Source organism: Nocardioides sp. AE5 (genome assembly GCF_031844485.1).
Classification (GTDB): Bacteria; Actinomycetota; Actinomycetes; order Propionibacteriales; family Nocardioidaceae; genus Nocardioides.
In genome coordinates this window covers 13,800-34,515 of record NZ_JAUZVI010000015.1, presented here as the reverse complement: position 1 = coordinate 34,515, position 20,716 = coordinate 13,800, and the positions used below count along the sequence as shown (strand labels likewise).

The 20,716-nt window shown below is 69.0% G+C and carries 18 protein-coding genes; 9 read left to right on the top strand and 9 right to left on the bottom strand.

What is annotated here, in order from left to right; all coding sequences use genetic code 11:
• Positions 1–12: 12 nt before the first annotated feature.
• Genes Q9R27_RS17750 through Q9R27_RS17740 form a run of 3 tightly spaced genes read left to right on the top strand, consistent with a single transcriptional unit; the run spans position 13 to position 3,426 of the window.
• Positions 13–546, top strand: coding sequence for a hypothetical protein (locus Q9R27_RS17750; RefSeq protein ID WP_311253743.1), 534 nt, complete (start codon positions 13–15; stop codon positions 544–546).
• A gap of 58 nt (positions 547–604) precedes the next feature.
• Positions 605–2,248, top strand: a complete 1,644-nt coding sequence (locus tag Q9R27_RS17745; RefSeq protein ID WP_311253742.1) for an NERD domain-containing protein — start codon at positions 605–607, stop codon at positions 2,246–2,248.
• Between the two features lie 38 nt (positions 2,249–2,286).
• A complete protein-coding gene (locus Q9R27_RS17740; RefSeq protein WP_311253741.1) occupies positions 2,287–3,426 on the top strand; it encodes a GNAT family N-acetyltransferase in 1,140 nt (379 codons plus the stop codon).
• A 102-nt stretch (positions 3,427–3,528) separates the two neighbouring features.
• On the opposite strand, the gene Q9R27_RS17735 is transcribed toward Q9R27_RS17740, so the two are convergent.
• Positions 3,529–4,617, bottom strand: a complete 1,089-nt coding sequence (locus tag Q9R27_RS17735) for a homoserine O-acetyltransferase (RefSeq protein ID WP_311253740.1) — start codon at positions 4,615–4,617, stop codon at positions 3,529–3,531.
• A gap of 55 nt (positions 4,618–4,672) precedes the next feature.
• Positions 4,673–5,959 (bottom strand): O-acetylhomoserine aminocarboxypropyltransferase/cysteine synthase, encoded by a 1,287-nt coding sequence (locus Q9R27_RS17730; RefSeq protein WP_311253739.1) that lies wholly within the window; start codon positions 5,957–5,959, stop codon positions 4,673–4,675.
• Between the two features lie 280 nt (positions 5,960–6,239).
• Here Q9R27_RS17730 and Q9R27_RS17725 point away from each other — a divergent pair, with 280 nt between their 5' ends.
• Together Q9R27_RS17725 and Q9R27_RS17720 are read left to right on the top strand one after the other, a co-directional pair.
• Complete coding sequence (locus tag Q9R27_RS17725) at positions 6,240–7,547, top strand: UDP-glucose/GDP-mannose dehydrogenase family protein (protein ID WP_311253738.1); 1,308 nt, start codon at positions 6,240–6,242, stop codon at positions 7,545–7,547.
• Between the two features lie 41 nt (positions 7,548–7,588).
• A complete protein-coding gene (locus Q9R27_RS17720) occupies positions 7,589–8,578 on the top strand; it encodes a glycosyltransferase family 2 protein (protein ID WP_311253777.1) in 990 nt (329 codons plus the stop codon).
• Between the two features lie 137 nt (positions 8,579–8,715).
• Here Q9R27_RS17720 and Q9R27_RS17715 read toward each other — a convergent pair whose 3' ends face one another.
• From Q9R27_RS17715 to Q9R27_RS17705, 3 genes are read right to left on the bottom strand one after another with little or no spacing between them, the layout of a single operon-like run.
• Positions 8,716–9,804, bottom strand: a complete 1,089-nt coding sequence (locus Q9R27_RS17715) for a glycosyltransferase family 4 protein (RefSeq protein WP_311253737.1) — start codon at positions 9,802–9,804, stop codon at positions 8,716–8,718.
• Entirely contained in the window at positions 9,804–10,721 is a 918-nt protein-coding gene (locus Q9R27_RS17710) for an ABC transporter ATP-binding protein (RefSeq protein WP_311253736.1), read from the bottom strand. Before Q9R27_RS17710 ends, Q9R27_RS17715 begins: the two co-directional genes overlap by 1 nt.
• On the bottom strand, positions 10,714–11,619 hold the full coding sequence (locus Q9R27_RS17705) for an ABC transporter permease (protein ID WP_311253735.1): 906 nt from the start codon (positions 11,617–11,619) through the stop codon (positions 10,714–10,716). Before Q9R27_RS17705 ends, Q9R27_RS17710 begins: the two co-directional genes overlap by 8 nt.
• Positions 11,620–11,811: 192 nt before the next feature.
• Here Q9R27_RS17705 and Q9R27_RS17700 point away from each other — a divergent pair, with 192 nt between their 5' ends.
• On the top strand, positions 11,812–12,996 hold the full coding sequence (locus tag Q9R27_RS17700) for a site-specific DNA-methyltransferase (protein WP_311253734.1): 1,185 nt from the start codon (positions 11,812–11,814) through the stop codon (positions 12,994–12,996).
• Here the strand turns inward: Q9R27_RS17700 and Q9R27_RS17695 are convergent.
• A complete protein-coding gene (locus tag Q9R27_RS17695) occupies positions 12,993–14,411 on the bottom strand; it encodes a wax ester/triacylglycerol synthase family O-acyltransferase (protein ID WP_311253733.1) in 1,419 nt (472 codons plus the stop codon). The two genes, Q9R27_RS17700 and Q9R27_RS17695, sit on opposite strands and share 4 nt — an antisense overlap.
• 271 nt (positions 14,412–14,682) lie before the next feature.
• Here Q9R27_RS17695 and Q9R27_RS17690 point away from each other — a divergent pair, with 271 nt between their 5' ends.
• Positions 14,683–15,030: a hypothetical protein gene (locus Q9R27_RS17690; protein WP_311253732.1), complete on the top strand. Its 348-nt coding sequence runs from the start codon at positions 14,683–14,685 to the stop codon at positions 15,028–15,030.
• Between the two features lie 16 nt (positions 15,031–15,046).
• Here Q9R27_RS17690 and Q9R27_RS17685 read toward each other — a convergent pair whose 3' ends face one another.
• Positions 15,047–16,174 carry a glutamate--cysteine ligase gene (locus tag Q9R27_RS17685; RefSeq protein WP_311253731.1) on the bottom strand — a complete coding sequence of 376 codons (1,128 nt, stop codon included), beginning with the start codon at positions 16,172–16,174 and terminating at the stop codon, positions 15,047–15,049.
• Between the two features lie 44 nt (positions 16,175–16,218).
• Here Q9R27_RS17685 and Q9R27_RS17680 point away from each other — a divergent pair, with 44 nt between their 5' ends.
• Entirely contained in the window at positions 16,219–17,541 is a 1,323-nt protein-coding gene (locus tag Q9R27_RS17680) for a threonine/serine exporter family protein (protein WP_311253730.1), read from the top strand.
• A 178-nt stretch (positions 17,542–17,719) separates the two neighbouring features.
• Here Q9R27_RS17680 and Q9R27_RS17675 read toward each other — a convergent pair whose 3' ends face one another.
• A complete protein-coding gene (locus tag Q9R27_RS17675; protein WP_311253729.1) occupies positions 17,720–18,562 on the bottom strand; it encodes an SDR family NAD(P)-dependent oxidoreductase in 843 nt (280 codons plus the stop codon).
• The gene (locus tag Q9R27_RS17670) at positions 18,559–20,046 is read right to left on the bottom strand and encodes an NAD(P)/FAD-dependent oxidoreductase (protein ID WP_311253728.1); all 1,488 of its coding nucleotides are present in this window, start codon (positions 20,044–20,046) and stop codon (positions 18,559–18,561) included. The genes Q9R27_RS17675 and Q9R27_RS17670 overlap by 4 nt, the downstream gene beginning before the upstream one ends.
• Before the next feature lie 73 nt (positions 20,047–20,119).
• Between Q9R27_RS17670 and Q9R27_RS17665 the strand changes: the two genes are divergently transcribed.
• Positions 20,120–20,710, top strand: a complete 591-nt coding sequence (locus tag Q9R27_RS17665) for a TetR/AcrR family transcriptional regulator (protein WP_311253727.1) — start codon at positions 20,120–20,122, stop codon at positions 20,708–20,710.
• Positions 20,711–20,716: the final 6 nt, after the last annotated feature.

Here is a 20,716-nt window from a genome sequence, read left to right as displayed (position 1 = left end):
CGTCGTACCCTCATGAAGCCACTTCTCGGACTCCTGCTCGCCCTCCTGCTCGCCACCACGCTGGCCGCGTGCGGAGACCAGGACGCTGCCACCGATCCATCGACGCCTGGCACTCCGGGTGGCACGCCCCCGGCGCCTGCCGACGGACCGGCCTCCGATGACCCGCCCCCCGGATCCACTACGCCCGACCAGGGGGGCGAGGTGGTCGCGCTCCTCAGCGAGAGCGCGGCCGGCGGATCGGTCGAGGCCGAGGTGACGGTCCTGGACAGCGACCAGGCGGTCGAGGCGTACGTCGGTCAGTTCACCGGCCCCACCCTGGCCGACCAGGTGCGCGACGCCGTTGCCGCAGCCGCCCCGGGGCCGGGCCAGGTGGTGGTTGGCGCCGTGGTCTGGCTGGGCTGCGAAACCCCCGCCGGGGCAGTGGTGGAGGCGAGTGACCGGGTGCGCCTGGTCGCGAACCCGAAGCCGGTCGCCAAGGTCGAATGCCTGGTCCCGGTGACCACGGTCGCCCTCGCGGTGGTCGACGCCGCCACGGTCGCGGGCTGAGCCCGGGCTCTTTCGCGGATCGGCTGATCCTGTCGGGGGAGTGCGGCACCATGGCCCCATGCCAGCACGCACCTTCCCGGCCGAGCCGAAGTTCGTCAACGGGGCCGAGCGCGAGGTCTTCGAGACCCTGCGCGACGGCCTCGGCGACGACGACGTGGTGATTGCCAACCTGCGCCTGACCGACGAGGCCAAGGACCATGAGGCCGACTTCGTGGTGCTGATGCCCGGGATCGGGATCGCGGTGCTGGAGGTCAAGGGCGGGTCCGTCTGGTTCGACGCCGAGGGCTGGAAGCAGAGGCGTGGCGGGGGCGAGGTGCGCATCGACCCGGTGGAACAGGTGCGCACCACGAAGTACGCGATCCGCAGCTACGTTGCCGCCGACGAACGGTGGGGGCGACGCAACCACGTCGCCTGGGGGCACGGGTTGGTCACGCCCCACGCCGAGTTCGGCAACGACTTCACGGTCCCCGAGTTGCCACGCTGGGCACTGCACGACCGGACCGAGATGGCTGGCCTGGGTGGCCGGCTGAGGGAGATGACCTGGGGGCTGGCGCAGGGCAAGACGCCGCCGACGTACGACGAGGTCGAGCTGATCCTTGAGATCCTGCAGGGGCGCAAGCACACGGCGTACGACGTGAACGCGGACTCCGACGCACGGGCGGCGGACGCCGAGCGGCTCACCCAGGATCAGTTGATGCTGCTCAAGGTGACCCGCCTGCTCAACCGGGTCGAGGTGCGGGGCGGCGCGGGCTCGGGCAAGACGGTGCTGGCGCTCGCCCAGGCGAAGGAACTGACCCGCAGCGGCAAGCGCGTGGCGGTGCTCTGCTATTCGCTCGGTCTGGCTGCCTGGATGCGGCGCGAGGTCGCCACGTGGCACCGCCGGAGCAGGCCCGCCTTCGCCGGCACGTTCCACTCCTTCGGCATCCAGTGGGGCGCACCCGCGGATGCGCCGCGGACCGACAGTGACTTCTGGGAGCACACGTTGCCGACCCGGATGGACGAACTGGCCGACGGCCTGGCGGACCGGGACCGCTATGACGCGGTGATCGTCGACGAAGCGCAGGACTTCGCGGAGTCGTGGTGGTCGCCGGTGCTCAAGGCGCTGCGCGACGAGGAGGAGAGCGGGCTCTATGTCTACTCCGACGAGAACCAGCGGATCTTCGCCCGCTTCGGGCGTCCGCCGGTGCCGCTGGTCCCGCTGGTGCTGGACCACAACCTGCGCAACACCCGGCAGATCCACGAGGCCTTCGGTCCGCTGGCGCCCTCGCGGATGTATTCACGCGGCGGCGACGGGCCCGAGGTCCGGTTCATCCCGGCCGCGGCCGACGGCGCCGTCGCCGCGGCAGACGATGCGATCGACGCCCTGCTCGAGGAGGGGTGGCGCCCCGAGAACGTGGCCCTGCTGACCACCGGGCACCGCCATCCCGTTCAGGTGGAGCGGACCACGCACCGCAGCCAGGAGGAGTACTGGGAGACCTGGTGGGATGACGGCGACGTCTTCTTCGGCCACGTCCTGGGCTGCAAGGGCCTGGAGCGCCGCGTGGTGGTGCTGTGTGTCAACGAGTCGACGGTGCGTGAGCGCTCCCGTGAGCGCCTCTATGTGGGCATGTCGCGGGCCACGGATCTGCTCGTGGTGGTGGGGGATCCGGGCGTGATCCGGGAGATGGGTGGGGACCAGGTGGCCGCCCGTCTGGGACTCTGATCCGCGCGCCCGCTGCACATTTGGAATAATGCGGTCCAATGACCTCCGAGACAACGCCGACCGGGGAGACGCCCAGCGAGGTTCTCCTGCCCTACGACGACAACCGCTTCGAGAGTGATCCCGTCGAAGTGTTGCCGGACGATCCAGGGTTGCCGATCGGCTGGGAAGCACTCGCCCCCGACCCCGAGGACGCCGCGGATGTCGAGCGGCTGACCGAGTTGTTGCGCGCCCACGAGGATGCCGGCCGGGGCTGGCCGGGCGCCTCGAAGGACGACGTCCTGGTAGAGGTCTCCGAGCACGGCCTGAAGATGCGCGAGAACCTGGTGATCCGTGACCGATCCGGCCGGATCCGTGCCTGGGCGAGCGTGCACGACCGCTCCATCAATCGGATGCTCTATGTCCACATCATCGAGCGCGGCCTCCCACAGACGGTGGTGGATCGCTGCTCGGAGGTGATGTTCGCCTGGGCCGAGGGGCAGGCGCGTGCGGTCGGTGCGGCCCGCGGGCTGGAGACCCAGCAGATCGACACCGGAGCCTTTGCCGACGACGAGCGCCAGCACAAGTTGCTCGAGAACGCCGGCTTCACCCGGGTCCGGACCTGGTGGCAGATGAGCCGCGCGGTCACCGCCGAGGAGGCGGTACTGGTGCCCGACCCCGAACACTGGGAGCGCAAGGGTGTCGTCTTCCGGCAGGTCCGCCGTGAGGGCGACGGGCTGCCTGACGTGGACGACCTGCATGCGGTTCATGACGTGCTGGAGTCGGCCTTCACCGACCACTTCAACTCCTCGGAGGAGACCTTCGCCGAGTTCGTCCACCGGCTCCGTGAGGACCCCGGTCACCGTTGGGACCACTGGTGGCTGGCCGAGATCGTCGACGGTGAGGCCGGTGTCGCCGAACCCGCGGGTGCCCTGGTCGGCACCGTCTCGGAGTCATCGACCGGTCCGGACGGGTCGTACGTCGCCTACATCGGGGTGCTCTCCTCGGCCCGGGGCCGGGGCGTGGCCAAGGGCTTGTTGAAGACGGTGATCGCCGATGCCGCCGAACGCGGCCGGGACCGGGTCGGTCTCGAGGTCGATGCCGACTCCTCGACCGGTGCCGACCAGCTCTATGTGGGGATGGGCTGGAAGACGAAGTACGTCACCGAGTCCTGGCACAAGGATGTCCCTGTCGCGGACTGAGGAGTGAGCCGAGGTGTGCCGAGGGACGAGGTACGCCGGAGGCGAGCCCCGCAGGTTCGTGACGAAGAGTGCCCTGTCGCGGACTGAGGAGTGAGCCGGGCCTCAGGCCAGGAAGGCGCGGATTTCGTCGTGGTAGCCCTCAGGGGTGAGCAGGAACGAGTCGTGGCCCCACGGCGAGCTGAGCTCGCGGAACCGGACCGCGACGCCGCGCCGATCGAGCTCGGCGACCATCCGCTGTGACTGGCGGGTGTCGAAGCGCCAGTCGGAGTCGAAGCTGAGGGCCAGGAAACGGGTCGCGGTCGCGGCGAGGGCCTCGTCGGTCCCGTCCTCGGCGAACGGATCGAAATAGTCCAGCAGGCGACTCAGGTAGAGGTAGGAGAGCGGGTCGAAGCGGCCCAGGAACGTCATCCCCTGGTGCTGCAGGTAGTGCTCGACCTCGAAGTCGGGACCCATCCGCATCCCTGCCCCGGGCTCGCGCCGGCGACGGTCGAACTTCAACCTCATCGACTCGTCGGAGACGTAGGTGATGTGGGCCATCATCCGGGCCACCTTCATCCCGATCCGGGGCGCGGTGCCGGCGGCGACGTACTGCCCGTCGTGGAAGTCGGGGTCGGTCAGGATCGCCTCGCGCCCGACCGCGGAGAAGGCGATGTTCTGGGCGGACAGCAGCGAGCTGGCCGCGACCAGGACGGCACGCTCGACCTGCTCGGGGGCGTCGATCACCCACTGGAGCACCTGCATCCCGCCCAGGGAGCCGCCGACTGCGGCGTACAGGCGCTCCACGCCCAGGTGCGCCAGCAGGGCCCGGTGGACGGCGACCAGGTCGGACATGTGCAGCAGCGGGAAATCCAGCCCGTACGCCGTCCCGGTGGCGGGATTGGTCGAGGAGGGGCCGGTGGTGCCGGAGCAGCCGCCGAGGATGTTGGCCGCGATCACGAAGAAGCGGTCGGTGTCGACCGGCTTGTGGTGCCCGATCAGGTTGTCCCACCAGCCGCGCTTCTTGGCGCCGAGGTGGAGCCCCGCGGCATGGGCATCGCCGGTCAGGGCGTGGCAGATGAAGACGGCGTTGTCGCCGCCGGGGGAGAGCTCGCCGTAGGTCTCGTAGGCGACCTCGACCGGTCCGAGGGTCTCCCCGGAACGCAGGACCAGCGGGTCGTCCTGGGTGAACAGGACGACCCGCTGAGTCTCCACGTGCCCCAGCGCGCTGCTCAGGGCAGCGCTCCGTGGCTCATCCTGGGTGCGGGATTCACTTGCTGGCAGTCAGGGCCTGCTCGAGGTCGGCGATGATGTCGTCCGCGTGCTCGATGCCGACCGAGAGGCGCACGGCCTCCTCCGGGACGCCGGCCGCCGCGAGCTCCTCGGCAGTCAACTGCGAGTGCGTGGTGGTGGCGTTGTGGATGGCCAGCGACTTGGTGTCGCCGATGTTGGCCAGGTGGCTGAAGAGTTCGAGCGCCTCGATGAACTTCTTGCCGCCCTCGCGACCCGACTTCAGGCCGAACGAGACCAGGGCGCCGTAGCCGCGTCCGGTGAAGGTGCGGTCGGCCACCTCCTTGTAGGGGCTGTCGGCCAGGCCCGGGTAGCTCACCCAGGCGACGGCGTCGTGGCCGGAGAGGTATTCGGCGACCTTGAGCGCGTTCTCGCTGTGCCGCTCCATGCGCAGCGGCAGCGTCTCCAGGCCCTGGATGAAGAGGAAGGAGTTGAACGGGGCGATCGCGGCGCCGGTGTTGCGCAGCAGCACCGTGCGGGCGCGGATGATGTAGGCCAGGTTGCCGACGGCCTCGGTCCAGACCACGCCGTGGTAGGCGCCGTCCGGCTGGGTCAGGCCCGGGAAGCGCTCGGAGTGCGCGGCCCAGTCGAAGTTGCCGGAGTCGACGATGACGCCACCGATCGAGGTGCCGTGGCCGCCGATGAACTTGGTGGCGGCGTGGACGACCACGTCGGCGCCGAGCTCGAACGGCTTGCACAGCAGCGGGGTCGGGGCGGTGTTGTCGACGATCAGCGGCAGGCCCTGGGCGTGGGCGGCGTCGGCCCAGGCCTTGATGTCGACCACGTTGATCTTCGGGTTGCCGACGGTCTCGGCGAAGACCAGCCTGGTCTTGTCGTCGACGGCAGCGGCGAGCTCCTCGGGCTTCTCCGGGTCGACGAAGCGGACCTCGATGCCGAACTGGGGCAGCGTGTGCGCGAAGAGCGCGTACGTGCCGCCGTACAGCGTGGAGAGGGCGACGATGTTGTCGCCGGAGTAGGTGAGGTTGAGCACCGCGTAGGTGGAGGCGGTGGAGCCCGACGCCACGGCCAGGGCGCCGACGCCGCCCTCGAGGGCAGCGATGCGCTGCTCGAAGACGTCCTGGGTCGGGTTCATGATCCGGGTGTAGATGTTGCCCGGCTCGGCCAGCGAGAAGAGGTTCGCGGCGTGCTCGGTGTCGTTGAAGACGTAGGAGGTGGTCTGGTAGATCGGCACGGCACGGGCGTTGGTGGCCGAGTCAGCCTCCTCCTGCCCGGCGTGGACGGCAACGGTTTCGGGGCGATGGGTCACGGTGGTGTTCCTTTCGGATTGGACCGCGGTGTCGCGGGCCGCTGGGGTTGTGCCGGAAAGTCTAGTGATTCACTCAACTTCGAGCGGCTGTGTCACGTGTCGAGACGGGGCGCCTCCGGATGCGATTGAACCAGTTCCTTCCAGGGTCCGCAGGCGGTGCCCGAAAGGCGACACGGAGTCGTTCGGTCCATGTCGCCCGGGGTTTGCCGGAAGTCGAGGGCCGCGGCCTACACTGACGCGAGTCCAGCGCCTACGTCACCTGCATCGAGGGGTCCACAGCATGCGTGTCTCTGTCATCGGCACCGGTTATCTGGGTGCAGTGCACGCTGCCGGGATGGCCGAACTGGGCTTCGACGTGATCGGGATCGATGTCGACGCGGCCAAGGTCGAGGCGCTCTCTGCGGGCCACGCGCCCTTCTATGAGCCCGGGCTGGAAGAACTGCTCGCCCGGCACGTCGGGCCCGGCGGCAGGCTCCGCTTCACCACCGACTTCGCCGAGGCGCGCGGGGCCGAGGTGCACTTCCTGTGCATCGGCACCCCCCAGGCGTCCGACTCCGACGCAGCTGACCTGACCTTTGTGGAGGCCGCGGTCCGCTCGCTGGCCGAGCACCTGGTCGACCAGGAAACCCTGGTCGTTGGCAAGTCGACCGTGCCGGTGGGCACCGCGGCGCGGATGCAGGACCTCCTCACCTCGATCGCCGGAGCAGGCGTCGAGCTGGCCTGGAACCCGGAGTTCCTGCGCGAGGGGTTCGCCGTGGAGGACACGCTGCGTCCCGACCGCCTCGTGCTCGGGGTCACCAGCGACCGTGCCGAGGCGCTGCTGCGCACGGTGTACGCCGCCACGATCGAGGCCGGGACCCCGGTCGTGGTCAGCGACTTCGCCACTGCCGAACTGGTCAAGGTGAGCGCCAACGCCTTCTTGGCCACCAAGATCTCGTTCATCAATGCCATGTCCGAGGTCTGCGACCTGGCCGGCGCCGATGTCGGCGTGCTGGCCGACGCAATCGGGTTCGACGAGCGGATCGGGCGCAAGTTCCTCAACGCCGGGCTCGGCTTCGGTGGCGGCTGCCTGCCCAAGGACATCCGCGCCTTCCGCGCCCGGGCCACCGAACTCGGCGCGGGCGAGACCTTCAACTTCCTCGACGAGGTGGACCGGATCAACGTCGCGCGCCGGGCGCGGGTGGTCACCCTGGCCGAAGAACTGCTCGGCGACCTGGCCGGGCGCCGGATCGCGGTCCTGGGGGCCTCCTTCAAGCCGAAGTCGGACGACGTACGTGACTCGCCCGCCCTCGATGTGGCGAGCCGACTGGTGGCAGCAGGGGCCGACGTACGCATCTTCGACCCGGTCGCCGGTGGCACCGGCAAGCGTGCCTTCCCCGACCTCACCTTCGTCTCCTCCATCGACGAGGCGGCCGAGGACGCCGAGGCCGTGCTGCACCTGACCGAGTGGCCCGAGTTCCGTGAGATCGACCCGGCCGTCCTGGCGAAGGTCGTCGCCACCGCGAACGTGATCGACGCCCGCAACTGCCTGGACCGCGACGCCTGGCGCGCCGCCGGCTGGACCTATCGCGGGCTGGGAGTCCAGTGAGCCGCCCAGCGTCAGCAGCCGTCACACCGGTCTCGGTGGTGATGCCGGTCCTGGAGGAGGAGCTCTATCTCGAGGAGTCGGTCCGCCGCGTGCTCGCCCAGGATTACCCGGGCGAGTGGGAACTGATCCTGGCGATCGGCCCCAGCAAGGACCGCACCCAGGAGATCGCCGAACGGCTGGCCGCCGCGGACGAGCGGATCACGCTGGTCGCCAACCCGAGCGGTTACACGCCCAACGCACTCAACGCCGCGCTGGCCGTGGCGCGGCACGAGTACGTCGTCCGCGTCGACGCCCACGGCTTCCTGCCGCCACGGTACGTCGAACGCGTGGTGGCCCTGCTCGACGAGACCGGCGCGGCCAACGTGGGCGGGCTGATGCGGGTGGAGGGCGACTCACCCTTCGGTGACGCCGTCGCGGCCGCGATGACCTCACCGCTGGGCATCGGCGGCGCCAGCTTCCACACCGGCGGTGAGGCCGGGCCGGCACTGACCGTCTATCTGGGCTCGTTCCGGCGCTCGGTGCTCGAAGCGGTCGGCGGCTTCGACGAGCACTACCGGCGTGCCCAGGACTGGGAACTGAACTACCGGATCCGCAAGTCCGGGGGAGTGGTCTGGTTCGATCCGGACCTGGCCGTCACCTACCGCCCGCGCCGCGACTTCAAGGCCCTGGCCCGGCAGTTCTTCGGCTCCGGCCAGTGGCGTCGCCAGATCGTCGAGGAATACCCCGACACTGCTTCGGTGCGCTATCTCGCGCCGCCCACGGCGACTGCGCTGGTGCTCGGCGGCACGGTGCTCGGCCTGATCGGGGTGGTCGGTGCGGCTCGCGGGAACAAGCCCGTGGCGCTGGGCCGGCTCGGCTTCCTGGCCCCCGGAGGCTATGCGGCTGCCGTGCTCGCCGGGTCCGCCGTGGTGGGCCAGCAGCAGGGCCTCTCTGCACGGGCCAGGGTGCTGCTGCCGCCGGTGGTGGCCACCATGCACCTTGCCTGGGGTTGGGGCTTCCTGCGCGGCATCGACAAATCCCTGCGCCGCTGACGACGTCGCCCTCCCCTTCCAGCTGTAACGCGGGGTCCGTGTCGCTTGAGTAGTGCTGTGACGCGCGTTTTCATCAACAGCACCGCACAAGTGGCGACGTACGTCGCGTCACCAGCACCGCACAAGGTACGCCGGGACTAGAGGCTGGCCAGGTGGTCCACGAACTCGACGGACTTCGTGGTCCAGTCATGGTGGTCACGGGTGTAGGCATGGCCGTTGGCGCCGAGGCGGTCGCGCTTGTCAGGGGAGTTCGCCAGCGACCGGATCGCCTCCGCGCTCGCCATCGTGTCGCCGAAGGGCACCACGATCCCGGCATCGGCGGCTTCCACCACCTCTACTGCCTTCGGCAGCGGCGTGGTCACCACGGGGACGCCGTGGGCCATGTACTCGATGACCTTGGTCGGCTGGGAGTGCCGATAGTTCGGCTCGTCGTGGAGCAGGGAGAGCCCGGCCAACGCGCCGTCCAGTTCCGCCATTGCCTCGCCATGGGTGCGGAAGCCGAGCCAGGTCAGGGCATTGGTCCCCGAGTTCGAGGCCGCTTCGAGAGCGGCCGCTGCCTCGGCATCGGCATGGCCGATGACGCGCACCGCGATCCCGTCGCCGGCCAGCGCCGCACCGAGGTCGATCAGGTCCTGTACGCCGCGGGCACGGGAGTTGTGGCCGACATAGACGACATGGCGGCCACCGCCGGCGGGGAGTGTCGCGGGCACCCGGGTCGTGTTGGGCACCACCAGGTGGTCCTTGCGGAACCGGTGCTGGTAGTCGTGCTCGGCCAGGATCAGGTGGTGCCGGTTCTCCGCCCCGAGTTCGAGGCGGCGTACGGCCCAGGCCGCGGGGCGGGCGATCCAGCCCGGCAGCCACGGCTTCATCGTCAGCGCAGCAGCGGTGTCTTCGTGCACGTCCCACACCACGTTCGCCAGGCCACTGGTGCGAGCGGCCAGGAGCAGTTCCGGATCGTGCAGCAGTACGACGTGGTGGGCAGCACCGCGCTCGCGCAACAATCGCCGGGCAGCGCGGAGGGCACCGATCCGGCGCCGGCCCTGGGCACGTGGGAGGTTCACCGGCTCCAGGCTGGCCACCTCGGGGAGGGGGAGGCCATAGCCGGTAAACGGCGCGGCGTACGTGACCTGCCAGCCAGCCTCGAGCAGCGCCGCGATCTCGCGGTGCCGGATCCGGGCGTCCTCGGGGTGGTGCACCACCGTGACGACCAGCGCGCGACGCTGCATCAGGCCTTCGACTCCTGGGCACCCGGCGCGGGCGTCTTCCCGGAAGGCTCCTTCGTGGCGTCCTTGGCAGGAGCCGGCTTGTGGCCCAGTGGCTTGGGGCGGGCCGTGGACTTCTTCGCAGCCGGCTTGCCGGTCTTGGCGGCGTACGCCTCGAGGACCTCGTCGGTGCTGCCGTCCATCTTCAGGACCCCGTGATCGATCCACAGGGTCCGGTCACACATCTGCCGGATGGTCGACATCGAGTGGCTCACCAGGAGCACGGTCCCGGCCTCGGCCCGGATCTCGTCGACCCGGTCCCTGCTGCGGGCGCGGAACTCGGCGTCGCCGGTGGAGAGCGCCTCGTCGATCAGCAGGATGTCGGGACGCGCGGCCGATGAAATGGCGAAGCGGAGTCGCGCACCCATACCCGAGGAGTATGCCGCCATCGGCAACTGGACGAACTCGCCGATGTCGGCGAACTCGACGACTTCATCGAAGCGCTCGGCCACCTCGGCTGGCGTCAGTCCGAGGGCGAGGCCACCGAGGACGATGTTGCGCTCACCCGAGAGTTGCGGCATCAGCGCTGCGTTCACGCCGAGGAGGGAGGCGGTGCCGTTGGTCCAGATCCGGCCGTCGGAGGTCGGCAGCACCCCGGCGATGGCGCGCAACAGGGTGCTCTTGCCTGAGCCGTTGTGTCCGATGATCCCGATCGACTGGCCGTGGTGGGCGACGAAGGTGATCCCCTTGACCGCGTGCACCGAGTCGACGGCGCCGACGTGGCGGCCCAGGGTCTTCCAGTTCCGTTGCTGCTTCTGGGTGAGCCGCTTGCCGCCGTACGTCTTGTACGTGACATGGACGTCGTCGACGATCAGCGAGGGCGTCGGCGGCCCGTCGCCCTCGTCGGCGTACTGGGTGGTGGGCAGGTCGATGTCAGCCACGGCCGTAGGACTCCTCTGCCTGCCAGAAGAAGATGAACCCGATGACAAGGGTGCCCAGTGCCCAGCCGACCGCCCACAGCCAGGTGGAGGGGGTCATCGGGACGCCCTCGAGAAGCGTGGAGCGGACCAGGCGCAGGAAGACCGCGATCGGCTGGTTCTCCAGGAGCGGCGCGAAGGCGCTGTCGCCGGCGTAGTGCTCGATGGAGAAGAAGACGCCGGACATGTACATCGCGGCGCGCAACACGAACGGGATCAGCTGCTGCACGTCACGGAACTGGACCACCAGGCGGGCACAGATGAAGGCGATCCCGGTGCCGAAGAGCCAGGCGAGCAACACGGCCACCGGCATCAACAACATCGCGGGCGAGAGCGGTTCGTCGGTTGCCGGGACGATCAGCAGCAGCACCAGCAGGGCCGGGAGCAGGGTGAAGAGTTCGGAGAGGACGGTTGCCACCGGGAGGAGTGCACGGGGGAACTGCAGCGCGGTGATCACGCCCTGGTTGCTGGTGATCGCCTTGGCGCCGTTGCTGATGCAGGCCGAGACGAAGTGGAACATGAAGACGCCGGCGACCAGGAACCCGACGAAGTTGTCGATGCCCCGGTCCGTCTTCAGGATCAGTCCGAAGACCATGAAGTAGACGGTCGCCCACAGCACCGGGTTCAGGATGGCCCAGACCTGTCCCAGATAGCTGCCCTGGTTGCGCGCGTAGGCCTTGGACGAGGCGAGCCGGAACGCGAAGTGGCGCCGTTGCCACATGGTGGCCAGGTAGGCGCCCAGCGACGGTCGTACGCCGACCGGTTCCAGCCCGTGCTCCTGGGCCAGCGCCGCCAGTTGCTCCGAGGTCAGGGTGGTGACGCTCGAACCCGAGGGGCCTGCGTGGCTCTCCGGCTTGCTCACCTGTGGCTTCTCCTCGGACTGGCTTCGTGGTCGTGGGGTGGTCGGGAACTTGCGGGAAACGTGGACGCATTCTGCCCCACGCGCCACCCAGCGTAGGCAAGAGCGTACGTCCCCGGCGGGTTTTTCGCCGTACGGCGCGCGTGTGAAACCGGCTACCACCGTCCGGCCAGGGGGTCTCCTAGACTCCGCTGGGTGGAGCCATGGAACACCTTCATCGAGGGCGACAACCTCGAGGTGCTGCCCACGCTCGAGCGGGCGAGCGTGGACGTGGCCTACATCGATCCGCCGTACAACACCGGGAGTGAGTTCGCCTACGTTGATCGCCGAGGCGTCGGGAAGGACCGGCACCGGGCCTGGCTGGAATTCATGCGCCCCCGGCTGGAACAGGCGCGTGAGGTGCTCCGCGCAAGCGGCGCGATCTTCGTCTCGATCGATGACAACGAGGTGGCACACCTGCGGCTGCTGATGGACGAGGTCTTCGGCGAGCGGAACTTCATCGCCCAGGTGGTGGTGAACCTCAACCCCAAGGGACGCCAGCTCGGCAACTTCTTCGCCACCTCGCACGAATACCTGCTGGTCTATGCCCGGGACATCGCGGTGTGTGCGCTCGATGCCAGCTCCGCCGAAATGGTCCGCGCGTCGGACTTCCCGCACGAACTGGCCGATGGGCGCCGCTTCCGCTACCTCCCGTTGCGCAACACGAACAAGAAGTTCAATCCGGTCACGGCACGGACGATGCACTACCCGTTGTGGGGTTCGCCGGCCTCGGGGCGGGTTGCCACGGAGCCGTTCGAGGATGCCGTCGAGGTGTTCCCGGTCTTCGGCGACGGAGCGCCTGCGGTCTGGCGTTGGTCGGCGGCGCTGGTCGGTGCCCGCGAGGATGACCTTGCCTGCCGCACGATCAAGGGACGGCTGGGGGAGCGGGTCGACATCTTCCAGCGTGACTGGTTGCACCCGGGGCGGCGCAAGAAGCTGAAGACGATCTGGCTGGCCGAGGAGGTCGGCTCGACCGACACCGCGGTCGCGGAGCTGAAGCAGATCGTGGGCCACGTCTTCGAGTCGCCAAAGCCGACCGGACTGGTACGCCGGATCCTGGCGTGCTTCGAACCCGATGCGGTGGTCCTCGACTTCTTCGCCGGCAGCGGTACGACGGGGCATGCGACGGCCCTGGCGAATGCGGCCGACGGTGGCACGCGGCACTGCATCTCGATCAACTCACCCGAGCCGACCCGGGCAGGCTCCAACGCGGCCAACGCTGGCCTGGCCACCGTCTCGGCGATCACCCGGGCCCGGCTGGCCGCCGTGGCCGAGGCGATCGGCGGTGGCCTCGTCGTACGGACCGGACCGTCCCCGGCGGTGGGCCCGGACGCCGACTAGACGCCGGCGGCCTTCTCCAGGGCCTGCAGTTCGTCGTCCAGGTGGGTGAGCAGGCGCTGCAGGTGCGGCACCGTACGCCGGCAGCCGGTCAGGCCGAAGCCCATCTGCCCGTCGTAGGAGGTGCAGGTGATGTTCAACGCCATGCCGTGGATCGGGATGGAGAGCGGATACATCCCGACCAGCTTCGCCCCGTTGAAATACTGCGTGGTCCGTGGGCCGGGCACGTTGGAGATGATCAGGTTGAACGGCGGTCGGACCACGCCCTGCATCCGCAACATCGGGGTGAGCATCGCCGGCGCCATGCCCAGCGCGCTCATGGCCAGGATCTGGGTGGACGACATCGACTTCAGCGCCTGCTTGCCCTCCAGCATCGAGGTGTGGATGGCCTTGAGGCGGCCCGCGGGATCGGGCAGGTCGGTGCCGAGCTTCACCATCACCACGCCGATCGCGTTGCCGCCGTCGGCCGAGGCGACCTGCGACTGCTTGGCGTTCAGGCCGACCGGGACCATCGAGACGAGCGTGGTCTCGGGGAGGGCATCGAGTTCCATCAGGTAGGTCCGCATGGCGCCACTGCACATCGCCAGGACCACGTCGTTGATCGTCGTACCGGTGGCCTTGCCGATCGCCCGCATCCGCTCCACCGGCCAGTCCTGGGCAGCGAAGCGGCGGGAGCCGGTGATGTTCTGGTTGAAGATGGTGCGCGGTGCATAGAGGGAGAGTGCACTGGTCTCGTTGCGCACCGATGAGTTGAGGGTGCGGATCAGGGCACCCGGCATCCCGGCAGCCTCGGCGCTGATGCCGAGCGCGGTGCGGAGTGCCTTGGCCGGGATCTCGGCCAGGTTCGCAGCGAGGCCACGCGTCGACTCGTCCGTGGTCCGGACTCCGCGTGGGCGCGGTCGCGCTGCCCAGGGGGCAGGCATGTCGCGCTTGTCCGGGTCGGAGCCGAGGACGCTCTGCAGCAGGCGCATCGCGGAGACGCCGTCGACCAGGGAGTGGTGGAGCTTGGTGTAGAGGGCGAGGCGGCCGTCGTTGAGGCCCTCGATGACGTGCGCCTCCCACAGTGGTCGTTCGTGGGCCAGGCGGGTGCCGTGCAGGCGCGAGCAGAGCTCGAGGAGCTCACGGACTCGCCCCGGCTCGGGCAGGGCGCTGTGGCGCACGTGGTGCTCGATGTCGAAGAGGTCGTCCTCGACCCAGGTGAAGTTGCCGGCGCCACCCAGGGTCCGCTTGGGGTGCTTGAGGAAGAGCGGTGCGACCTCGATCTCCGGGTCGATCATCTGCTGGTAGAGCTCGGATGCGTAGTGCTTGCCGGCCCCCTCGGGCTTCTCGAAGAGCTGGAGCCCGCCGACGTGCATCGGCATGTTCCGGTTCTCGGCGACCAGGAACGCAGTGGAGGTGGGATCGATCGGCGTGGCCACGCAGGACTCCTTCTCGACGTACGACGCCTTGCGGCGCGGTTTCCTCGATCCTTGCCTCCGGATGGCCGGCTGTCGAGGACCTCACTGTGTTGAACGTCAGGCACCGGTCGCGGTTACGCCGGGATGGACCCGGCTGGCGTGAACCCGGTTTCCGTCCACAGGCCGTCACTGACGGCTGGTTTTCCACAGGCTCCGCCGTACGCCGCCCACGCGGCCTACCGGATTCCTAGCGTGGACCGGACACGACAGCACTGATGATTAGGAGCACCACATGCACCGGATCGGAACCATGACCGGACTCCTCCTCGGCCTGCTGGCCGGGGTGGTCCTCACCCTGACCATGTCCCCGAGCAGTGCAGACGAGGGCGACGACTGGACGCCGCCGCCCGAGACGATCATCGCCATCGAGGGGGACGCCGTCAACGGCTTCGGCATCTACCACTACGACGGGACGGCGCTCTTCCCGCCCACGGACTCGGAAGCGCAGGCCGAATGCCAGGAATACGACACCCAGGTGGAGCGCGTGCGGTGCCGCACCGAGGTGCGCGTCTGGTATCGCGATCTGGCCCGGATGCAGCTGGCGCTGCGCTGGGCGTACGTCGCAGCGCAGCACGACTGAGCCCGGGGAGCGTGACTCAGAGGGAGGTGCGCAGCTCGTTGACCACGGAGTCCACCACCGCAACGAGGTCCCCGCCGGTCTCGGCCGCGACCGCCCGCTGGCGCTGGTAGGAGGCGCCGCGGCGGGGGATCTCGGCCACCGAGCGGAGTTCGTCCTCACAGTCGAGGCGGCGCGCCACCGGGGTGAGCCGCTCGAGGAGGTCGTCCAGGTCGTCGGTGATCAGCCGTTCGTTGGAGTCCGCATCGAGGATGATGATCGCGTCCAGCCCATAGCGGGCCGCGCGCCACTTGTTCTCCTGGACGTGCCACGGCGGCATCACCGGAAGTTCTTCGCCGGCGGCCAGGCGGGTGTCCAGGTCGACGACCAGACAGTGCATCAGCGCGGTCAGTGCTGCCATCTCCTCGACCGTGGAGACCCCGTCGGCCACCCGGTTCTCGATGGTGCCGATGGGGGGAGCGGGCCGGATGTCCCACCGGATCTCGGTCAGCTCGTCGATCACCCCGGTGGTCAACTGGTCGTGGGCGAAGGCCTCGAACTCCGACCAGTGCTCGAACTGGAACGGCAGGCCGGCGGTGGGCAACTGCTGGAACATCAGCGCGCGGTTGGACGCATAGCCGGTGTCCGTTCCGGCCCAGACAGGAGAGGAGGCCGAGAGGGCCTGGATGTGGGGATACTGGTTGAGCAGCGAGGACAGCACCGGCATCACGCGCGCTTGCTCGGGGAGGCCGACATGGACATGGACTCCCCAGATCAGCATCTGGCGGCCCCACCACTGGGTCCGGTTGATCAGCTCCTCATAGCGGTGCCCCTCGGTGAGTTGCTGGGCCGACCAGCTCGCGAAGGGGTGGGTGCCGGCGCCGAACAGGTCAACGCCGAGCGCGTCTGCGGCGGGCAGGACCACCGAGAGGGTTTCGCGCAGGTCCGCCATCGCCTCGGCAACCGTGTCACAGACACCGGTGACCACCTCGACGGTGTTGCGCAGCAACTCCTTGTGCACCTTCGAGGAGCCGCCGGGTTCCGGGGCGACCGCGGCGAAGAGGTCGGCCGCCGAATTCTGCAGGTCGCGGGTCGTCTTGTCGACCAGCGCGAACTCCCACTCGACGCCGAGCGTGGGGCGAGGGGAGCCATGGAAGTCGATGCGCACGGATACAGGGTTCCACACCTGGCCGCGCATGAAAGCATGCACGCATGGCAGAACAGTCCGAGGTCGCGCACACCCTCGACCTCAGCCTCAGGATCGGCGAGATGCTCCTGTCGAACGGGGCCGGTGCCGCGGACGTAACAGCCACCATGCATGCCGTCGCCCACCACCTCGGCGTACGGAACCCCATCATCGACGTGACCTTCACCAGCATGTCGATCAGCTACCAGTCCATCGAGGACGACGTGCCCCTGGTGATGATGCGCCAGGTCAAGCAACGCGAGATCGACTACGAGGACCTGACCCGGGTCGACCACCTTGTCCGTGACCTGCTCGGCAACCGGATCGACCTGGCCGAGGCGAGGGCGGCGATCGCCCGGCTCAGCTCCTCGGGGCACCACCGCAACCGGTGGGCGGTCACCGCCGGCTGGGGAGCGATGGCTGCAGGTGTCGCGCTGATGCTCGGCGGCAATCCACTGGTCTGCGCCATCGCCTTCGTCGCGGCGGCGACCATCGACCGGTTGCAGATCTACATGGCCTCGTACCGACTGCCGACCTTCTACCTCCAGGTGGCCGGCGGTGCCGTCGCCACCCTCTTCGCCGTGGCCGCGGCAGCGGCGGAACTCGACGTCGATCCCTCGCTGGTGGTCACCGCCAACATCATCCTGCTGCTCTCCGGGATCGGCTTCATGGGCGGCCTCCAGGATGCGCTGACCGGCTTCTACGTCACCTCGTGTGCGCGGTTGATGGAGGCGCTGCTGTCGACCGGAGGCATCATCGCAGGGGTCAGCGGTGGGCTCAGCGTCGGCAGCGTCCTCGGGGTCAGCGTCGGCCAGCTCGAGCCCGGGGCCAGTGACCTCACCACGATTGCGGTGATGGGCCTGGGGGCCGCCATCTGTGCGGCCGCCTTCGCCTTCGCGTCGTACTCCCCGAAGCGGGTGATGATCCCGATCGCCGTGGTGGCCTGGGTGGCGATCATGATCTCGTTCTCCATGCGGGAACTCGGCCTCGGCCGGATCTGGGGGGTCGCCGTGGCTGCCTTCTTCATCGGGCTGGTCACCTATTCGATCTCGGGCCGGATCAAGGTGCCGCCGCTGGTGATCGTGGTCTCGGCGATGGTGCCGATGCTGCCCGGCCTCTCCATCTATCGGGGCCTGGCGTTGCTCTCGGAGGGCGAGTTGATCGCCACCGGCCTGCTCTCGCTGATCACTGCTGCATCGGTGGCGACGGCGCTGGCCTCGGGCGTCATCTTCGGCGAGTACGTTGCCCAGCCCCTGCGTCGCGAGGCCCGCCGGATGGAGAAGCGCCTGGCCGGGCCACGCCTGGTCGGGCCGCTGCGCACCCGGAAGCGCCGCTCGGGTCGGTCCTGACCTGCCACCCGCCCCGCCCGAGCGTCCGTCCGCCCGCGCGTGCCCTCCGCCAGTTCGCACGCAAAAGCGCATATGCACCGCTTCGGCCCCCAGATTGCCGGATCAGGGGCGGAAACGGTGCATATGGGCAGTTGAGGCCCGGGCAGGGTGGTCGCGCGGTTGATGCCCGGGGCAGGGCTCAGGCGCCGGACTTCTTCTTCGGCATGAACCGCCGGCCCAGCACGGCAACGATGTCCTGGTAACGGGCGCCGGTGAACTTGGCCCAGTTGTGCAGCAGGTGGGCGTCGATGCCGACCAGCACCCGCGGCTTGCCGGAGAGCATGCCCGAGATGATGATGTCGGCGGCCTTCTCCGGGGTCATCCTGGCCAGCTTCTTGTCGAAGGTCGCGGCGGTGTTCGCCTTGTCCTCGCTGGCGGTGACCCGGGCATTGCGGGCGATCGCTGTCTTGATCCCGCCCGGGTGCACCACGGTGACGCCGACCGGGTGGCCAGCCATCAGCAGTTCCTCGCGCACGGCCTCGGAGAAGCCGCGCACGGCGTACTTGGTCGCGTTGTAGGCGCTCTGGCCCGGGATGGAGAGCAACCCGAAGAGGCTGGACAGGTTCACCACGTGGCCATCGCCGGAGGCGATCAGGTGGGGGAGGAACTCCTTCGTGCCGTGCACGACGCCCCAGAAGTTGATCCCGACGATCCACTCCAGGTCGTCGTACTCCATCTCCTCGAAGTCACCGGCCAGTGCCACACCGGCGTTGTTGATCACCACGTTGACCCGGCCGAAGTGCTCGGTGACGGTCGCGGCGTACGCCGCGAAGGCGGCGCGGTCGGAGACGTCGAGGCGGTCGCTGCGCACTTCGCGGGCGCCCGTGTTCTTGACCATGTCGACGGTCTCGGCCAGCCCGGCCTCGTCGACGTCGCTCAGGGCGAGCAGGGCGCCGCGGGCCGCAGCGTTGATGGCCAGGGCGCGACCGATGCCGGACCCGGCACCGGTGATCACCACGACCTTGTCGTCAAGCGTCTTCATGCGATTGCCTCTTCCTTCTCGTGGGCGGGGACGACGGCATAGTTCTCGGGGTCGAAGCGGGAGAGCAGCCGGCGGAAGGTGAAGGTGGCACCGGGCCACAAGGTGGTGTTGCGGCCGTGCTCGTCGAGGTACCAGCTGGCGCAGCCGCCGGTGTTCCACACGGTCGGCCCCATCTTCTCCTGCAGGTCCTCGTTCCACGCGACCTGCACGTCACGGTGCGGCTCGATGGCGGCGTACCCGCGGCGGCGCATCGTGCGGATCGCGTCGCGGACGTAGGCCACCTGCGACTCGATCATGAAGACCATCGAGGAGTGGCCCAGGCCGGTGTTGGGGCCGACGATCTGGAACAGGTTGGGGAAGCCCGCGACGGTGGTGCCCTTGTAGGCACACTGGCCGCTCGTGCGCCAGGTGTCGGCCAGTGTGGCGCCCCCGCGGCCGACGATGTGCTCGGCGATCGGCTGCTCGGTGGTGTGGAACCCGGTGGCCACCACGAGGACGTCGATCGGCCGCTCCACGCCGTCAGCGGTGACCACGGCATCGCCGGTCACCTTGGCGATCGGGTCGGTGACCACCTCGACGTTCGCCGACCCGAGCGCGGGGTAGTAGGTGTTGGAGATCAGGATCCGCTTGCAGCCGATGGCGAAGTCGGGGGTGACCTTCGCACGCAGGGCCGGGTCCTTGATGCCACGGGCGATGTTGGCCTTGGCGAGTTGCAGCGCAGGCCAGGCCAGCTTCGGGTTCCGGGTGAAGGCCGGTACATAGAGTTCGCGGCCCCAGTAGATAGCTGTACGCGAGAGCCGCTGGAGGAGCGGGACGTGGCGGAAGACGAACTTCTCCAGCCCGGTGTAGCGGCGATCGTTGCGCGGGATCACCCACGGGGCGGTCCGCTGGTAGACGTCGACATGGCCGGCGACCTTCTGCAACTCGGGGATGATCTGGATCGCCGAGGCGCCGGTGCCGATCACGGCAACCCGCTTCCCGCCCAGGTCGACGTCGTGGTTCCAGCGGGCGGAGTGGAAGACCTCGCCGGCGAAGGTGTCGATGCCGTCGATGTCGGGCAGCTTCGGCTCGGAGAGTCCGCCGGAGCCGCTAATCAGGGTGGTGGCGGTGACGGTGGTGCCGTCGGAGAGGTCGACCACCCAGTGCAGTGCCTCCTCGTCCCAGTGGGCGTGCTGGGCGGCGACCCCGAAGCGGAAGCGGTCCAGGATGTCGGCCTCCGCGGCGACCCGCTCGATGTAGGCCTGGATCTCCGGCTGCTGGGAGAAGGCCATCGACCAGTCGGGGTTCGGTGCGAAGGAGAAGCTGTAGAGGTGGCTCGGTACGTCGCACGCGGCGCCGGGGTAGTCATTGGCGCGCCAGGTGCCGCCGACGCCGGAGTCCTTCTCGATGACGAGGAAGTTGTCCTCGCCGTCCTCGGACAGCTTGATCGCGGCGCAGACGCCGGCAAAGCCGGCCCCGATGACGAGGTGGTCCACATGGTTCATGTCCACGACGCTACGCGTCTTGTTGAACAAGCGTCAATAGTCTTGCTGAAATCCATTCAGTAGCATGTCTCACATGGTCACTGGAACTCGTGTGCGGATGAGCCCGGAGAGTCGGCGCGAGCAACTCCTCGACCTCGGTGTCTCCCTGCTTGCCACACGCTCACTCGACGAGATCTCGATCGAGATGCTGGCCGAGGAGGCCGGGATCTCGAGGGGCCTGCTCTATCACTACTTCGGGAACAAACAGGACTTCCACGAGGCCGTCGTACGCCGTGCCGCCGACGACCTGATCGCCCAGACCGCGCCTCCCGAGGGCGGTGACCCGCTGGATCGGCTCCTCGCCTCGATGGAGTCCTACCTTGACTACGTCGTCGCCAACCACGAGGGCTATCTCTCCCTGGTCCGAGGTGCCTCGGGCGGTAACGCCCGGCTCCAGGAGATCTACGAGGAGGCCCGCGCAGCGTTGACGGACCGGCTCTTCACCGAGGACGGCGGACAACTCCTGGCCGACACCCCCGAGCACCGGATGCTCGTCCATGCCTGGACCGCTTTCTCCGAGGACCTCACCCTCGCTTGGGTGCGCGACCCCCAGGACGTGCCGCGCGAGCGGATCGTCGCCGCAATGACCGCGGCCCTGCCGGCGATCGTCGACGCCGTGTCCTGATCGGGC

Bases quoted from the DNA above. Each gene is read 5' to 3' on its own strand.
- Q9R27_RS17750 (WP_311253743.1), top strand. From the start codon at position 13: ATGAAGCCACTTCTCGGACTCCTGCTCGCCCTCCTGCTCGCCACCACG.
- Q9R27_RS17745 (WP_311253742.1), top strand. From the start codon at position 605: ATGCCAGCACGCACCTTCCCGGCCGAGCCGAAGTTCGTCAACGGGGCC.
- Q9R27_RS17740 (WP_311253741.1), top strand. From the start codon at position 2,287: ATGACCTCCGAGACAACGCCGACCGGGGAGACGCCCAGCGAGGTTCTC.
- Q9R27_RS17725 (WP_311253738.1), top strand. From the start codon at position 6,240: ATGCGTGTCTCTGTCATCGGCACCGGTTATCTGGGTGCAGTGCACGCT.
- Q9R27_RS17720 (WP_311253777.1), top strand. From the start codon at position 7,589: ATGCCGGTCCTGGAGGAGGAGCTCTATCTCGAGGAGTCGGTCCGCCGC.
- Q9R27_RS17715 (WP_311253737.1), bottom strand. From the start codon at position 9,804: ATGCAGCGTCGCGCGCTGGTCGTCACGGTGGTGCACCACCCCGAGGAC.
- Q9R27_RS17690 (WP_311253732.1), top strand. From the start codon at position 14,683: ATGCACCGGATCGGAACCATGACCGGACTCCTCCTCGGCCTGCTGGCC.
- Q9R27_RS17680 (WP_311253730.1), top strand. From the start codon at position 16,219: ATGGCAGAACAGTCCGAGGTCGCGCACACCCTCGACCTCAGCCTCAGG.
- Q9R27_RS17675 (WP_311253729.1), bottom strand. From the start codon at position 18,562: ATGAAGACGCTTGACGACAAGGTCGTGGTGATCACCGGTGCCGGGTCC.
- Q9R27_RS17670 (WP_311253728.1), bottom strand. From the start codon at position 20,046: ATGAACCATGTGGACCACCTCGTCATCGGGGCCGGCTTTGCCGGCGTC.
- Q9R27_RS17665 (WP_311253727.1), top strand. From the start codon at position 20,120: ATGGTCACTGGAACTCGTGTGCGGATGAGCCCGGAGAGTCGGCGCGAG.